The organism is Pseudomonas sp. PGPPP1 (assembly GCF_002255865.1).
GTDB classification, from domain to species: domain Bacteria; phylum Pseudomonadota; class Gammaproteobacteria; order Pseudomonadales; family Pseudomonadaceae; genus Aquipseudomonas; species Aquipseudomonas cremoris.
In genome coordinates this window covers 934868-951572 of sequence record NZ_NKIG01000001.1, presented here as the reverse complement: position 1 = coordinate 951572, position 16705 = coordinate 934868, and the positions used below count along the sequence as shown (strand labels likewise).

Sequence of the window (16705 nt, the reverse complement as noted above, 5' to 3'; positions counted from 1 at the left end):
TCGCCTTATGTTGCTACGCAAAACCCTTCTCGCCGCTCTTTGTGCAACCGCGATGTTGCCCATGGCGGCTGTTTATGCGGCTGATGGCCAACAGTTCCCCAGCGAACAAGGCAGCATCACTGCCACGCCGATTGCCAAAGGCCTGGACCATCCGTGGGCCGTGGCTTTCCTGCCAGACAAACAAGGCTTCCTGGTGACCGAACGGCCCGGTCATTTACGTTTTGTCAGCCCGGACGGCAAGCTCTCTGCGCCGTTGACCGGGGTGCCCGAGGTCTGGGCCAAAGGGCAGGGCGGTTTGCTGGATGTGGTGCTGTCGCCGGACTTCAAGCAGGACCGCATGGTCTACCTCTCCTACGCGGAAGGCGGCGGCAAGGGCGGTACGGCCGGCACTGCGGTCGGACGCGGGCGTTTGTCGGCTGACCTGAAAGGCTTGACCGATTTCAAGGTGATCCTGCGCCAGGAGCCCAAACTCTCCACGGGTAACCACTTCGGTTCACGCCTGGCGTTTGACCGTGATGGCTATCTGTTCGTGACCCTCGGGGAAAACAACGACCGGCCCACCGCCCAGGACCTGGATAAGCTGCAAGGCAAGGTCGTACGAATCTTCCCCGATGGCCGCGTGCCGGATGACAACCCCTTTGTCGGTCAGGAAGGCGTTCGTCCCGAGATCTGGTCCTACGGCCAGCGCAACCCACAAGGCTTGGCGCTGAACCCGTGGAGCGGCACGATCTGGGAAAATGAACACGGCCCGCGTGGCGGTGATGAGATCAATATCATCGAGCGTGGCAAGAACTACGGCTGGCCGTTGGCGACCCACGGCATCAACTATTCCCTGACGCCGATCCCCGAGGCCCAGGGCAAAACGGTGGAAGGGACTGTGCCGCCGCATCATGTCTGGGAGAAATCACCGGGCATCAGCGGCATGGCGTTCTATGACGCCGACCGTTTCAAACCGTGGCAGCACAACGTTTTCATTGGCGCACTGGTCAGCCAGGAACTGATTCGACTGCAGTTTGATGGTGACAAGGTGATCCATGAGGAGCGTTTGCTGGGCGGCTTGAAAGCGCGGATTCGCGATGTACGACAGGGGCCGGACGGTTACCTGTATGTGCTGACGGACGAGGACAACGGCGTGCTGTACCGCGTTGGCCTGAACCAGGATTAGTGTAGTGAGCGGGCTTGTCGAACCGTCGCACCGCCCGCGCTGGGCTGCGTAGCGGCCCCAAAACCGGGCAATCAAGTTCTTTCTGGAAGAATGCGTTTGCCGAATTAGGGCCGCTACGCAGCCCAGCGCGGGCGGTGCGACGGTTCGACAAGCCCGCTCACTACAAACCCAGGTCGGACAGGCCGGGGTGATCGTCCGGGCGCCGGCCCAGCGGCCAATGAAACTTGCGCTCGCTCTCCTTTATCGGCAGGTCATTGATACAGGCAAAACGATTCGCCATCAGGCCGTTCTCGTCGAACTCCCAGTTCTCATTGCCGTAGGACCTGAACCAATTGCCCGAATCGTCGTGCCATTCATAGGCATAGCGCACGGCGATGCGGTTATCGGTAAATGCCCACAACTCCTTGATCAGTCGGTAGTCCAGCTCCTTGGCCCACTTGCGGGCAAGAAAGGCCGCTGCTTGTTCGCGGCTGTGCACGAATTCGGCCCGGTTACGCCATTGGGTGTCTTGCGTGTAGGCCAGGGCCACACGCTGCGGGTCCCGAGAGTTCCAGCCATCTTCGGCCAGGCGCACTTTTTCAAGGGCCGATGCGTGAGTAAAGGGGGGGAGCGGCGGGCGTGTTTCGGCAGGAGAAGACATGGGGCAGTACCTCAAAACTATAAGGTTCATCGGAAGTTGTACGGGGTCGTGCGGTCAAAGCTTTAATAACGTTCGTGCCATCTGTTGCGCGTTATCGGCAGCGGTTGAATCGCCCATTACCAGGGCAACGGTGATGGCGCCGTCGATCAGGATCAGTAACTGCGCGGCCTTCCGCTCGGCGTCAGCGCTGCCATGTGCCTGGCACAGTTCCAGTGCGTACTCCAACAGCTTTTGTTTATGCGCCTTGGCCAGCAGCCGCACCGGGTCTTGCGGGTCGCCGGTTTCGCCACTCGTGTTGATGAACGCGCAGCCGCGAAAATCCGCTGAGCCGAACCAGGCCTTGAGGGCGTCGAACAGCGCCAACAGACGTTCACCGGTGCCTTCGCTGCGTTCAACTTCGCTGCGCAGCCAGTGCATCCAGCGCTCATCGCGGCGCTGCAGGGCGGCGAGCACCAATTCGTCCTTGTTGGCGAAGTAGCGATAAATACTTTTGCGCGACACACCGGCGGTTTTCACCAGGAAGTCCATGCCAGTGGCGGCGATACCATGGCGATAGATCAGTTTCTCGGTGACGTCGAGGATAATGTCGCGGGTTTCACTGTTGGTCGTTTCGTTCATGTTGCTAACAGTAGAACGATCGTTCTTCTTGGTCAATCAACTTTTTCCATGCCCAGCAACGAGACCTGGGCACCCCCATGGTGTAAGCTCGGGGCCTCTTCGGATTCGACCCATTGCGAGCCTTATGCCGTCGTTCTTCAAACGCTCCCTGTTGCCCAAACTGCGCGGTTTCCCCCTCACTCCCGACGCGATTGACGTGCTGCCCAGCGCCGATGCGTATCGTCGTTGCCTGCTGGAGAAAATCCCCCAGGCCACACGGCGCATCTATATCGTCGCGCTGTACTTGCAGCAGGACGAGGCGGGGCAGGAGATCTACGACGCGTTGCACGCCGCCAAGGCCGCACGACCGGAACTGGAGATCGTGGTGGTGGTCGATTGGCTGCGCGCCCAACGCGGCCTGATCGGCGCCGGCAAGCAGCCGGGCAACAGCGCCTGGTACCAGGCCATGACCCAGTCACACGCCAGCGAAGTGCCGGTGTACGGTGTGCCGGTGCAAACCCGCGAGCTGTTCGGCGTGCTGCACCTCAAGGGCTTTGTGATCGATGACACCGTGCTGTACAGCGGCGCGAGCCTGAACAACGTGTACCTGCACAAGTTCGACAAGTACCGCTTCGACCGCTACCACTTGATCCACAGCAAACCGCTGGCCGACTCCATGCAACACTTGGTAGAGCACGGCCTGGTGGCGTCCAAGGCGGTGCACCGCCTTGACCTGCCCAACCCGCCGACCACCCGCAGTTTGCGCAACGACATTGGTGATCTGCGCAGCCGGCTCAAACACGCGGCCTACGACACCACGGCGGGGCAGTTGCCCAATGGTCATCTGTCCGTCAGCCCGCTGCTCGGTGTAGGCAAGAACAACCCCCTGAGCCGGGTGATCCTCGAATTGATCGCCAGCGCCCAGCATCAACTGACGATCTGCACGCCTTACTTCAACCTGCCGCTGCCGGTAACCCGCGAAATCAACCGTGCCCTGGCGCGCGGGGTGAAGATCGACATCATCGTTGGTGACAAGACTGCCAACGACTTCTACATCCCGCCCAGCGAGCCATTCAAGGTCATCGCGGCGTTGCCTTACCTGTATGAAATCAGTCTGCGTCGCTTCGCCAAACGTCATCAGCGCGACATCGACAATGGCCAGTTGAACCTGCATTTATGGCACGACGGCGACAACAGCTATCACCTCAAGGGCATGTGGGTCGATCAGCGCTACACCTTGCTCACCGGCAACAATCTCAACCCACGAGCATTTCGCCTCGACCTGGAAAACGCCTTGCTGATCGACGACCCACAGGGCCAGTGGCTTGAGCCGCGACGCACCGAGCTGGCACAGATTTTCCAGCACACCACGCGAATAGAGCGCTACCAAGACCTGCAAACGCTGGTGGACTACCCGGCGGCGGTTGGCAAATTCCTGCGGCGAGTCAGCCGGGTGCGGATTGAGCGGTTGTTGTACCGCATTCTATAAATCCTGCATTCATTGCAGCACTGTAGGCGTAGCGACTAAGACTTCGCTTACAGTGCGACTTTCTGTGTTCTCAATAGATTGGCTGCCTACCGGGCAGGGATGCGCGGCTTTTCCGTCAGGACTCAGCCAGCAGAGGACACTCTCATGTCATCCATTTCCTCGTATTCACCACCTCCCGTGTTTCGCCAAATTCCCTTTCATTCTGAAGCGCTAACGCCTACTCCTTCATCGGTGCGTCGTACTCGTTCTACGGCTGAAGAAGAGCCTGTGATTGCGACGCCGACCTGGACCCTTGAAGCGCCTGGCGAAAACGTTAGTACCCGCCAGGGCGACACCGTCCTGGCTGGACGTTTGAGCAGCGCCGTGAGCAGTGGGGAAGTGCGGGTTAACGTTCCCCACGGCAGCAGCCTGGAAAAGGCCTTGCAGCTCTATCGCGACTTGCTCAATCAACCGCAGGCACTGGAATGGTTTGCGCGCAAAGGGCTCGAATTGAATAGCCTGACCTTGCACAAACACGAGGTGAAGGGCTACACCACCCGCGACGGTGTGCGCACCGCTGTCGCATTCAGTGCTACCGATGACAGCGGCTGGTGGCAAGTCTCGGCGAAAATGCGCGCCATCCGCGATCTTCTGGACCCCGAAGACAAGGGGATGCCTTACCTTGATAGCGGCGAATACCAAGTCCCTCTGCATGTCGCAACATCGGCGTATGACCTGCCAGTGAGAGAAGCGCCGACGAGTCCGCTGGTGCTTTCTCCTACCGTGGTGGTTGGCATGAAGGACGTCAGGCGCGTGATTGCCGACCTGGATGAGCGGGCCTTTTTGGCCTCCTTGATGGAGGCGCATTTATTGGACATGCCCGCTGATCGCCCCATTGACTGGACGCTGCAGCAGATAAACGTGTCGCCCGCTTCCGCCGAAGGTATCGGGCATCAGGCGCGCTACAACGTCGACCAGTTGCTCCAGTACAAGGGCCTGGGCTCACCCCAGACGGCTGGGGCCTCACGCCACGTCATCGAGTGGCTGCGCGTGGCGTTGCCACCTGCTCCGGCCGAGGGTGACTACAGTGGGCTGGACGCCAGCCAGCCAGCGCGTGCGCAATGGCGCGCCCTGGAGAGTCCTCCTGGCACCGTGGGTGGGTTCGAGCTTTACCATCCCGTGAATATGGGCCGTACCTTCAGCGAAGTGCGCAACGACCTGGTACAACACCTGCGCGATAAGAAGGGCCTGGAGCCCAGCCTTGCAGGGCAGGTTGCGACCATCGGGCTGGCCCAGGTTGCCCCGGAGTTCCTGGTGCGTGAAGGGGCCGATGCCACAACGATCGGAACGCCCGCCTGGGCCGAACTGCGCCTGGGGGGCGAGATGGCGGAAGCCGTGGCACCTGGCACCTCGCGAGCATTGAATTCAGATCAGGTGCGTGCGCTGACGACGTTGGTGCCGACCTCCGACGAGCAGCGCACGTTGATGCAGGTTCGTGCGTCCCGAGTGTTGCTTGATTGGGCGGTGCTCAACGGAATTGTGCCTGCCAAGCCCCAGGGGCAACATACGGTAAGCGACCTGAAAAAGGCTTCCGAGGTATTCAATCGCCAGCGCAAACTGGCCACGCGGGCGTTCAATATCACTGGCACGCCATTGCCAACGCGCAGGCTGCTGGCCCAGCAAGAGTTGTTAAAAGTGTTCCCGGATAAAAGTGCCCGTCAGTTGGAGGCCATGACGGTCCAGTTGGTCGATGCAAAAGAACGCAGAAACCTGAGAGCCTCCGAGCCTCGTACGCGCTCACTGATCGATACCTACATGACCGGTGACCTGGTGCCCGGCAAGTGGATATTGAGCAGTGATGTGCCTCCAACCGGCCCCGGGCAAGCGCCACGTACGCCTTTTCAATTTCAGAACGATGAAACACTTCCCATGCTCGCGCGCAACAAACTGGACGGGCTGATCCGGCGACTGCCTGTTTTGGACGACTTGCTCAAAACTGCCGTCAGCAAACACCACAACGCGCAGCAAAGAGCATTTGTGACAAAACTGAAGCTGATGTTCGCCAAGTTGCCCCTGGCTGACCGCCAACGTATCGAACTGGGCGCCGTGGACTTGTTTACCCTGCGCAAAAAAACCGGCAAGCAACAGGTGTGGGAATCGGATGATGACCGGGCAGCTGTGACGGGGCGTCAGGGCACACTGATGCGCGTACTGCATGATCAGGCGGTGACTTACTACGAAGTGCTCAATAGCGGCAGGATTATTCGGCATGACGACCCTGCTACTACGAGCGCCCTCGACAAAGTGATGCGCGATACATCCTACCTGGGGCAATACAAGTTGCAGGGCCAAAGTTACATCCGCAGTGGGCATGATGTGCCGCTGGATTTTGAAGCCTATGCCAGCGGTAGCCAGCCAAGGCCCGGCGTCACGTCGTCGGACGTCATCATCGACCGACTGGGACGCAATGCAGAAGCTGGCTCGCTTCCCGCAAATCAGACCCTGGCCACTTTTGTGCCCGACAGTTACCAGTCGGACCGTGTCGAGTTCATTGCGTGTGAGATTGCGGAGCAGAACTTCTATGAAAGTGCGGAGCAGATGCTCAAAAGGGCCAAGGGGCAATTGCCTGTGGAAAAGAGCCGGGCGGAGCATGCGCGAGATATCAACCTGCTGACTTCGCTTGTGCCGTTCGTGGGGGCTTATCAGGATTTCGCCGATGGCAACATCACCAAAGGCCTTCAAAGCCTGGCCCTGGATGTGGGCGGTGTGCTGGTTGGCGCCGGTGGCCAGGCGCGTAAGTTACTTGGCTCGGGGAAAGCGTTTACGTTAGGCAGTCTGGCGCCGACGCGTGGAAAGCTGAGCGCTTCAGTCAAGCCCTGGGCACCCAAAGTGGCATGGTCATGGAATGAGCCAAAGCTCAGATTCAGCGATGCAGCCTTGGATTTTTCAAAGCAGACAACGCAATTTTTCAACGCGGTTTTCAACCCTCTGGACGGCTATCCGCGGTTGCTGGGTGCTACATCCCGAGGCTTGACCAAGCTGCCAAGGCTGGCGACCACAAACCATTTGGGGCTGAGTAAAGCCTTGCCTCATCTGGCAATGGCCGAGGAGAAATTGAAGTGTTACTTCCTGGTGGGGACTGGCCTGGTCGATCCAGGCAAGCCGCCGGCAATAAAGTCGGAATGAGCGCAAGGGGCACTCATCCAACGGGGATGAGTGCCCCCCAGCGCATCAGTTCAGACCCAGCTTGCCGCGCAGGGTGGACAGGTCTTCCGCCAGGGTGTTGACCGGGCCAACCAGGGCTTTACGGTCGTTTTCCTTGACCTTGTCGTAGGTCTCAAAGCCACCGTCCTTGGTCTTGTACTTGGCCAGGATCTTGTCCACGGTGGCGAAGTTTTTGTCGACCTTGGCCAGGAAGGCTTTGTCTTGCTTCTCGATCTGGCCACGGAACAGGTCGACGATTTTCTTCGCGCCGTCGATGTTGCCCTGGAAGTCGTACAGGTCGGTGTGGCTGTAGCGGTCTTCTTCACCGGAGATCTTGGTCGCGGCAACTTCTTCCAGCAGCGCTGCGGCGCCGCCCACGACTTTCTCGGGTGGGAAGGTCAGGCCGTCGACACGGGTCTTGAGGTCGTTGACGTCGGTGTTGAGCTTGGCGGTCAACTCTTCCAGGCCTTTGGTGGTGTTCTGCGAGAACAGCACGTATTCGATGCGGTGGAAGCCGGTGAAGTCTTCGGCAGTCACGCCTTTTTCGTGGTCATCGACACGGGAGTCGATGGAGGCGTCGAGGTCGCTGAACAGCTCGGCGATCGGCTCGATGGACTCATAGTGCACACGGGTCGGCGCGTAGAGCTTCTTGGCGGTAGCCAGGTCGCCCTTGTTGATGGCGTCGGTAAACGCTTTGGTCTGGGTGACCAGTTCGCCGATTTCTTCGGTGACATAGATCTTGTAGTCCGACACCGGGCCCACCAGGTCCAGCGGCGCGGTAGCGGCAAACGCTGCCAGCGGTGAAAGGGTCAGCAGCAACGACAACGCGATAGACGACTTTTTCATGGGACGATTTCCGCTCTGGGGTTTGTTTTAGGTATTGGCAGTGGTTTGAGGGTGCGTTGCAGCGAGCAGCGTGCGGCCAATGAAATCCTTGGGTCCCGTGACCCCCGGCAAGGTGAAGAAGTAGCCGCCGCCGACTGGCTTGAGGTATTCCTCCAGAGGCTCGCCGTTGAGCCGGGTTTGCACGCTGATAAAGCCTTTCTCCAGGTCAGCCTGGTAGCAGATGAACAGCAGCCCCATGTCCAGCTGACCGTTTTTGTTGACGCCGTTGGAGTAGTTGAACGGCCGACGCAGGATCAGGTTGGCCTGAGTCTGCGGGGTGCGTGGGTTGGCCAGGCGGATGTGGGCATCGAGCTTGGTCAACTTGCCTTCCGGGTCCTTGCTGTAGTCGGGAACCTGGGTTTCTTTTTGGCCATCCATGGGCGCGCCCGTGGTCTTGACGCGGCCAATGATGCTTTCTTGCTCTTGCAGCGGGGTACGGTCCCAACGTTCGACGAAGTTGCGGATGATGCGCACCGCCTGGTAGCTGCCGTTGGCGGCCCAGGTCGGTTCGTCGCTGCCGGGCTGCACCCACACAATCTGGTTCATGGCAGTGTCGTCGTTGGAGTTCGGGTTGGCCGAACCGTCACGGAAACCGAGGAAGTTGCGCGCGCTTTGTGCCGGCTCTCCGGGTTTGCTCGGCGCCTGCGGTGGCACGCTGCCTTCCTGTTTCCAGCGCACCAACAGCAGGTCGGGCAGGTTTTTCACGATGTCGCGCAGGGCATGGATGTTGGTGTCCGGCGTGTTGGAGCTGAATTGCAGGCTAAGGTCGCCGTGGCACTGCGCAGGTTCCAGCGCATCGTTGGGGAAGCCGACCATGCGAATCAGGCGCTTGGGCTTGGCTTTGGCAAGCCCGAAGCGTTCGTCGAACAGCGATTCACCGATGGAGACGGTGATGGTCAGGTTATCCGGTGTGACCACTGGCCCGAGGATCCCGGAGTCGGTGGGCGGCAGCTTCGGATCGACTTGCGGCACGGTGCCGCCGGTCATCAAAAAGCCGATGCGTTCGTTCAGGGTACGGAACAAACGCTCCAGGTCTTCGCGGTCGCTGGCCAATACGTCGAATGCCACCACCATGCCGCAGGCAGGGCGTGGCGTAACGATGCCGCTTTGGTGTTTGCCGAAAAAGTCGTGATGATCCTGGGTCTTGTCGCTGCGCGGTGCGGTGGTGACTTGCTCGGCGGCGGCAGCCATGGCCGGGCAGGTCAGGGCACTCCCGGCAATTGCGGCGCCGGTGGCCGCCATGCCCAGCAGGACACGGCGACGCTGAAGGTTGGTGTGTTCTGAATCACTCATGTGTGCGGTCGTCTTCACTGCAGGCCGGAAAGGCCGAGGGCTGGGTCGATTCCATCGAGTGCTGCGGCCAGAGCCTTGGCCTTGTCGGCGATCTGCTTGCGCTGATCGGCCGTAACGCTGTCGTAGCGGCTGTACTGGCCGTCGACTTTCAAACCATTGAGTTGTGCATCGAATGCGGCGAGCGCAGTGTCGATTTTTGGCAGCAAGTCGGCGGCGGACTTGACCAGCAGCGGGCGCATCAACTCGACAACCTTGTGGGCGGCCTCCAGGTTGGCGGCAAAGCCATTCAGGTCGATGTGGCTGTAGCGCTCCTCTTCACCGCTGACGGCGCGCACATCCGCCAAGCTATTGAGGTTGCGCACTACGATGTTCACCAATTGCTCTGGTGGCAGGGACTGGGCGAGCAATTGCTGCTTGAGTGTGGTGACGTCGCTCACCAGGCGCGCGGCAACCGGGGCCAGGCCGTCGAGGCTGCGTTGCTGGAACAGGCTGTATTCGAGGCGGTGGAAGCCACTGAACGCCGGATCCTGTTCACGCTTTTCGAAGTAGTCGGCGCGCGCGTTGATCGCGTTGTCCAGTTCCGCCAGGCGTTGGGAGGCCGGGGCCAGGCGCTGGTAAGCCTCACGGGCTGGCACGTAAAGCGCCTGGGCTTGGGTGAGGTCGCCAACGTCGATGGCCTGTTGCAGGGCAGTGACAGCCTTGACCAGCGCGCTGCCCTGGCCACTCAAGTAAACGCGGAACTCCGACAGTGGGCCGATAAACGCCACCATCGACGGCTTGGCTTTGGCCTGGGCATCGGACTCGGCGGTTGGCGTAACGTGCAAGGTGCCACGCGGGTTGCTCAGCAGGCCGCACGTGATCGCGTAATCGCCTGGCAACAGGTTGGCGTTGATCACTTGGCTCAGGCCAGGGGCGATATTTTCGCGCTCCTCGATCACGAGCACGCCGTCGAGAATTTCCCACTCCACCGCCCGGTCAGAGCGGTTGATGATACGAAAGCTCGCGCGCCCGGCAGGCACGGTCAGTTCATTGGGCTCGCAGGCGTGACCATGGATGGTCACCGCGATTTCATTGTGGTTGGTCTGGCGCTTGCTCGCGGCCAACTGCGATGCGTAATAAAACAGGCCACCGGCTGCGATCATCACGACCACCGAGCCCGCCACGGCCCAGCGCAGCGCGCGGGGAGGCGAAGCCGGTTTAGGGGTTGGGTTGGACAAGGGACGGTCCTTACTGGCTGGAAACGGAAGAAGATTCAGAAACAGGCTTGGGCGGTGCCGCAGGCAGGAAGAACATCACCAGGGCCACCACCAGGTAAATCAGATAGGCGCCCAAGGTGCTGACGGTAGGTGCTTCCTGATAACCGAACATGCCCGCGAGTACCGAGCCCAAGGGGCTGTCCATCGGCAACACCGCGCTGAAGTCGAACAATACGGTTTGCAAGTGGTTCCACACGCCCGCTTCGTGCAGGGCCTGTACCGAATTGGCGAGGATGCCGGCGGCCACCACGAGGATAAACAGGCCGGTCCAGCGGAAAAACGCGCCGAGGTTCAGGCGCATGCTGCCGGTGTAGATCAGGAAACCCACGATGATCGCCAGGATCAGGCCGAGCAGGGCGCCAATCGGCGCACCCGGGCCTTCGCTCTGTTGGAACACGGCCAGCAGGAAGAACACGGTTTCCAGGCCTTCTCGGGCCACGGCGAAAAACACCATGAGGATCAGGGCGGTGACCTGATGCTTGGAACCGGCCAGCGCATGATCAAGGGATTGGTGCAGGGAATGCTTGATGGAGCGCGCTACTTTGCGCATCCAGAACACCATGGAGCTGAGGATGCCCACAGCGACCAGGCCAACGATACCTTCGAACAGTTCCTGTTGTTTCTGCGGGAATTCGGCACTGACCAGTTCCAGGCCACCACCGACCAGCAGGGCCAGGGCGGCGGCGAGAAACACGCCAATCCACACGGCGGGCATCCACTGGCCACGGCCGGTTTGTTGCAGGTAACTGGCGATAATGCCAACGATCAGGGCGGCTTCAATGCCTTCGCGCAGCATGATCAGAAAGGGAACAAGCATTCGGCACCGCATCACGATTAGATAGGATGCTAATTTGTAACATAATGATACTCATTACTAAACAAGCAATCTTGACCTTTTCTGAACTGCGGCTGAACGGTGGTGGCGAAACGCAAGCCACCTTATGATGCACGCCATTATCTGCGGCAACGAATGCACGATCCCCTATGTCGGAAAAAGACACCATCTCCATCCACCTCGTGCGCGAAGCCTTGTTGCAAAGCTGTGCGCCGGGCGCCGCCACGGTCGAAGTGCTGGGCAAAGCCGGCATCGACCCGTCGGTGCTCGAGCAGCCTTCTGCACGGGTGTCGGCCACATCCTACGCACGCTTTTGGCGCTTGTTGGCGCGGCGCATGGATGATGAGTTCTTCGGCATGGATCCCCGCAAGCTCAAGTCCGGCAGCCTGGAATTCCTCTGTCGCGTGGCAATGGCGCAACCGACCTTGGGTGCGAGCCTGGAAACCGGCTTGGGTTTTCTGTCGTTGATGTTGGAGCGGATGCCTGCGCAATTGGTGCGGCAACAAAGCCTGGCTGAAATCGTGTTGTTGGAGCCCGAGCTGGAACCCAAGCGCGCGTTTACCTGCTTCACCTACTGGATGATCGTGCACGGTGTCGCCTGTTGGCTGGCCGGAAGACGGATTCCGATCCTGGCGGTCGAATTGCGCTGCGCGCAGCCGGACTTCTGCGACGACTACCAGGTGATGTTTTCCGACAACCTGCGCTTCGACCGGCCGCGTACCCGCATGATCTTCTCCGCCGAGTGCCTGGACCTGCCAGTCAAGCGCAGCGCTGAAGAGCTCAAACGCTTCCTCGCCCATGCGCCGGCCAATATTCTGGTCAAATACCGCGACCCCGACAGCCTGGCGACCCGCATCAAACACGACCTGCGCCAGATGCCCCCCGACACCTGGCCGGAAACCGACGGGCTGGCCGCCAGCCTGTGCATCTCCGCATCTACCCTGCGTCGTCGTCTGGCGGAGGAAGGGCAGACCTACCAAGGCCTCAAGGACAGCGTGCGCAAGGAACTGGCGATCGTTTGGTTGGCGGAACCGCAGATCAGTTTTGCCGAGATTGCGGCGCGGTTGGGGTTTGCCGATACCAGCTCGTTCTATAAAGCGTTTCGTAAGTGGGCAGGGTCCAATCCCGGGCATTACAGAAGTTTGATTCTGGGGGAGCAGGGCTAGGCGAGAGTTCTCTGTATGCCGAAACGTCTGGCTCGGTCCACAGCGTTATCTTATTCCTCCCGGTTGACGCCCCCAACAAGCTGAGCACTCTTGAGCTACAGATGAGTGCACGACATGTCATCAACCTTCCCCCGCATTTCCCAATTCGCCGACTTTAGACCATTCAAGATTCCACCCTACGTTGCGCCAACGATCGCAGAGCGCTCGCGCCCCGTGGTACAAGCTGAACGCCCCAAGGTTTCACAGCATGAGCTCGCCGCTGCCGTGCTGGATGCACGTGAAAAAGAACGCTGGTTGATGGCGCTCGAGGCGCGTGCAAACGGCAAGGCCGACGATATACGCCTTGATTTGCAAGACATCCGGTTCGACCTGGCGCGGGGCGGCGATCGCGACGTAAAAGAGACGACCGCCCTGCAGTTCTTGCAACAACTATGGCCGCATATGAACGCGCAGAACGCCCCCACTACGGCTGGGCAGGTGCGCAACCTGATCAAATGGCTACGGCACCCGCTGCCGGCGAGTCCTGCAATGGGCAGTTATTCCGGCGCTTGGCTGGGGGCTCAGTCGCCCGTTCTTCCTGGACTGCTCCCGCAAGAGCGTCGACAGTTGATCGCGGCGTTCGAACGTGACGTGGGGGGTGGCATCCTAAACAGCCTACCGGCGACCAACGAGGATATGGACCAGCGAATCACCCAGCATCTTCACAGTCGTACACCGCTCAATCGCTTCCGACAGCAGATGTTGCTCGCGTCAATAGGCCGTAGTGAGGCGGGACTTACAAAAGTACAGTGCAACCAATTACTGCTCACTGCTCGCATGCTGCACATCGACTCCGAGCTGGGTTTGCGACGGAACCACATCGCAGGCTTCGACCTCTACGCTACCGCCAATGCAGGGCGTACCTTGGCGCAGGTCCGAGAGGCGCTGGAGGACCATTTGGTGCGCAATAAAGGCGTAAGGCCGGAGGCCGTGCAAGCCACTGCGCATATCATGCTGGCCAATGTTGCCCCGGAGTTTCTGGTGCGTGACACGCCGGCTACTTTGCACATCGGTTCGCCTGCCTGGTTGGCATTCAGGAAAACGGTTGCGCTGCTGGAAGAGTCCGCAGCGGGTTCCAGTCGCACCCTGACGTATGACCAGGTGCTCGAGCGCTCTGCGCTTGAACCACTGACACCCGAGCAAGCTGTGCTTTTTCACGCCGCCGAAACTGACCCTCTGCTCGATTGGGCAACAATGCACGGTGTCATCGCGTTACGCGAGAATGATCAGTACACCGCCGAGGACTTGAAACAAGCCATCCGACAATACAGCGCCTACATCGAGGCGACTCACCAGGCAACCAAGATACTCAGTACACCGGTGGCTGGCAGGAGAGCGTTGGCCGAGGCGGACCTGAAACGGGTGTTTCCTGGGCGAGACGTCAACAAGCCGGTGCACTTTGTGGAAAACGTGCTTATTTTTGCGCCGACTCACGATGTGGGCTACCAGCAAAGCCTGGTCGACCTGCATATGATGGGAGTCTTGAAAGATGGCAAGTTTGATTCGCTACGGCGGGATTCCTCGCTGATCAGTATGCCGTCCAATAGTCGGTTTACCTCCGAATTTGCTGGCTTGAAAACGCAGTTCAAGCATCTGAAGTACTCCAGGCAAATGCTTGATCAAGCAACCAAGGACAATTCGATCGGCTTTCACCGCGCGATATCAACAGGCCTGAAGGACATTCTCAGCAAAATGCCCTACGCAGACAGGCGAGCGCTGGAAACCCAGAAGCTGACGTTTTATCAGGTACAAGCCGAATCGATTGATGGCAAAGGAACCTCTAGGAAAAGTGCACAAGCACAATTGGATGCTGTGCAGGGCCGTTATGGCTTCCTGATCAGCGCGGGAGAAGGAAAAGACGCCAAGTGTTTCGAGTTTTTGCCCATGAGCGGCGCGTATGTTGAGCGGCCGGAGTTTCTTGCCGCGCTGGACAATGGCGAGGCAGTGGTCCCGAACCTGTGGAATATCCGGATGAAGTCCCATGTCGATGGCAGCGATGCCGGCGCGTCCGAGATCCAAGTCAGGGCATTGCGCCAGACACTGCCAGCGGCTTCGGGGTCAACTGCGCCGTTATCACCTCTTGGCTTTTTTTCGCCTCGTGCCGAAGCGATTGCGCAGCACGTTTCCAAGCAGAATCTGGTGTTGAAACTCGATAGTCTCCAGGCTCTAGCCTCAGGCAGCACCCCGCGAGAAGACTTTGAACAACGCGCCAAACTGGTAGTGAAGACGGTGGTAAACACGCTCATTCCCTTTAAGGCGTGCTACGACGATGTCGTGTCTGGTCGTGTTAAACAGGATCTTGGTGCAATGGCGGGGTGCGCCACTGATGCGGTGACGGCCATCTCCGTTGTTGCGGGAGGCGTTGCTGCAGGGGCGGGTGCCATTGCTCGGGCGGAGTCTGGGCTTTCCCGGTTGGGGGAGGCCACTCGTGCCGTGGGCTCAATTACTAACGGATTGTTTAACCCCGTTGCCGGGCTTGCCGAGCCGCTAGCCAATGCGAGCAAGTGGCTCAAGGATAAGTCTTTGTTGCGGCTCAGCCGCCGTGAGGGCCCGCAGCGTGACGCCTGGAGAGCGCAACTGGACGAGCAACGGGCCGGGCGGCCTATGCAAATGCGCCGAGGGTCGCTCAAAGAGGCTGGAACCGTGGGCAAGGAGAAGGCCGTTGCCGCCAACGCCACGCCTGAAACACGCGCAACACGTGCAGAAGTCAAACACATAGTGGAGCGTGCGCAGCCCCTGATGGTTTCAAAACTCGACGATGCGCTGCAGGTAATGGCAGACCCGGCACTGACTGATGATGTTGATTTTGTGCTCAAGAATTTTCAGGGGATGTCCCCCACACAGGCGCGCAAATTGATGAACTCTCGACTGTCCGGTCTCAAGGCCAAGGCTGAGGTACTGACGGCGAATAATGTAAAATTCATGCGTTCGAAAAACCACGATTGGGTTGCACAGGTCAATCCCGAGGATTTCAAGCTAGATCGGTCGGGGAAGTTCATTGAAGTCAATATCGACGGTGCCAAACGTTACTACCAGCATTTCGGCTCGAATGAGGGTGCAATGAGCAATGCGCTGATCCATGAGCTGGACCACCTTCCAGGCAAGCTGACTCAGGGGTCACTCGATTTTGCCTACCTCACACGGCTGAATAAGAACGAGGAAAATGCGGCCGGCCTTTTGAACTTGGCGAAAGGCCATACTGAGCCACAAGCATTCGTGAGTGCGGGAGAGGATGCATCGGCGCTGGTGGACAACACAGGCGTCAACATGTTTGGGTCACGCGCGGGGAGCCTGAATGCAGAGTCCACCATGACCAGCGTGGCGTTGCTGGCGCAGTTAAAGACCGACCCGGCGCTGTTTAAGCAAAACCGCACCATGATCGAAAATGCACTGAATTCATTTGGCGCGTCAGCCATCACCGAGCAGGTCCCCATCAAGATAGTCAGCAAACGATCCATCAACACGCCTGCGCCGGGGTTGATGTATATGGTCGATCGGAGCTCCCAGCAGCTGCTCGGTGTGTTCAGGCTAATGCAACATCCGCCGGGCTCTATTGATCCGCAGAAGCCACCTTTTCAACAGCCGGCGCGCAGCCAGGCATTCAAAAGTTATATCCAGGAGCATCTTGTTTTTTGAATGCGGCGAGGAACAGTGGGGGTGATTTTGCCGGTGATGCTGCTGCAGCAAGGGACTAGGAAATAACTTACTGGGTGCTTAATTTGTACTACAGAGCCGTCTTTCAATATTTTAGGAAGCCGCCGGCTTACCTCAAGTAATAAGTCATGCATAGTCATCGCCACGGGTCCTACTGTTGAGCTCGGATAACTTTTTCTATGGTCGGCACGTGTCTGCGCAGACGGTGGCGTGCTGCCTTGAGGGCGGCCTATGTATAAATAAAAAGTCGATGGTTTAAACGCAAATAACTTAATTGTTTAACCCGTGAGGTGAGAACCATGAAAAGTCTTTTTGCAATCCCCTTTTTGGCTTTGGCGCTGACATCGTTTCAGGCAAATGCGTTGTGTTTGTATATTACGGAGAGCTTTAGCGGAATAGTGCCGCCTGATACGACGGACACGGCCAATGGCCCGTTCTCTATAACATCGGCGGGCGGGTGCGCTGGAGCGAGTATTAATGCAACAGTATCTGCCGGTGGCGCA

The 16705-nt window shown here is 59.1% G+C and carries 11 protein-coding genes; 5 read left to right on the top strand and 6 right to left on the bottom strand.

Annotated elements, in window-relative coordinates; translation table 11 throughout:
* The first annotated feature begins 7 nt into the window (after positions 1 to 7).
* Complete coding sequence (locus CFE47_RS04325) at positions 8 to 1165, top strand: PQQ-dependent sugar dehydrogenase (protein ID WP_286835634.1); 1158 nt, start codon at positions 8 to 10, stop codon at positions 1163 to 1165.
* A gap of 160 nt (positions 1166 to 1325) precedes the next feature.
* Here the strand turns inward: CFE47_RS04325 and CFE47_RS04320 are convergent, their stop codons facing one another.
* Positions 1326 to 1805 carry a nuclear transport factor 2 family protein gene (locus tag CFE47_RS04320; protein ID WP_286835633.1) on the bottom strand — a complete coding sequence of 160 codons (480 nt, stop codon included), beginning with the start codon at positions 1803 to 1805 and terminating at the stop codon, positions 1326 to 1328.
* Positions 1806 to 1859: 54 nt separating this feature from the next.
* Entirely contained in the window at positions 1860 to 2423 is a 564-nt protein-coding gene (locus CFE47_RS04315; RefSeq protein ID WP_286835632.1) for a TetR/AcrR family transcriptional regulator, read from the bottom strand.
* A gap of 124 nt (positions 2424 to 2547) precedes the next feature.
* On the opposite strand from CFE47_RS04315, the gene pssA reads away from it, so the two are divergent.
* Positions 2548 to 3891, top strand: a complete 1344-nt coding sequence (gene pssA / locus CFE47_RS04310; protein WP_286835631.1) for a CDP-diacylglycerol--serine O-phosphatidyltransferase — start codon at positions 2548 to 2550, stop codon at positions 3889 to 3891.
* A gap of 267 nt (positions 3892 to 4158) precedes the next feature.
* Positions 4159 to 7056 (top strand): hypothetical protein, encoded by a 2898-nt coding sequence (locus CFE47_RS04305; protein WP_286835630.1) that lies wholly within the window; start codon positions 4159 to 4161, stop codon positions 7054 to 7056.
* Between the two features lie 45 nt (positions 7057 to 7101).
* On the opposite strand, the gene efeO (CFE47_RS04300) is transcribed toward CFE47_RS04305, so the two are convergent.
* The 4 genes from efeO (CFE47_RS04300) to efeU are packed head-to-tail and all read right to left on the bottom strand — an operon-like array spanning position 7102 to position 11325.
* Positions 7102 to 7920: an iron uptake system protein EfeO gene (efeO, locus tag CFE47_RS04300; protein ID WP_185709883.1), complete on the bottom strand. Its 819-nt coding sequence runs from the start codon at positions 7918 to 7920 to the stop codon at positions 7102 to 7104.
* Between the two features lie 27 nt (positions 7921 to 7947).
* A complete protein-coding gene (gene efeB, locus CFE47_RS04295; protein ID WP_286835629.1) occupies positions 7948 to 9252 on the bottom strand; it encodes an iron uptake transporter deferrochelatase/peroxidase subunit in 1305 nt (434 codons plus the stop codon).
* Positions 9253 to 9266: 14 nt separating this feature from the next.
* Positions 9267 to 10469, bottom strand: a complete 1203-nt coding sequence (gene efeO, locus CFE47_RS04290) for an iron uptake system protein EfeO (protein WP_286835628.1) — start codon at positions 10467 to 10469, stop codon at positions 9267 to 9269.
* Positions 10470 to 10479: 10 nt separating this feature from the next.
* A complete protein-coding gene (gene efeU / locus CFE47_RS04285) occupies positions 10480 to 11325 on the bottom strand; it encodes an iron uptake transporter permease EfeU (RefSeq protein WP_286835627.1) in 846 nt (281 codons plus the stop codon).
* Between the two features lie 167 nt (positions 11326 to 11492).
* Between efeU and CFE47_RS04280 the strand changes: the two genes are divergently transcribed.
* Positions 11493 to 12509 (top strand): AraC family transcriptional regulator, encoded by a 1017-nt coding sequence (locus tag CFE47_RS04280; RefSeq protein ID WP_286835626.1) that lies wholly within the window; start codon positions 11493 to 11495, stop codon positions 12507 to 12509.
* Positions 12510 to 12623: 114 nt separating this feature from the next.
* Complete coding sequence (locus CFE47_RS04275; protein ID WP_286835625.1) at positions 12624 to 16184, top strand: hypothetical protein; 3561 nt, start codon at positions 12624 to 12626, stop codon at positions 16182 to 16184.
* Positions 16185 to 16705: the final 521 nt, after the last annotated feature.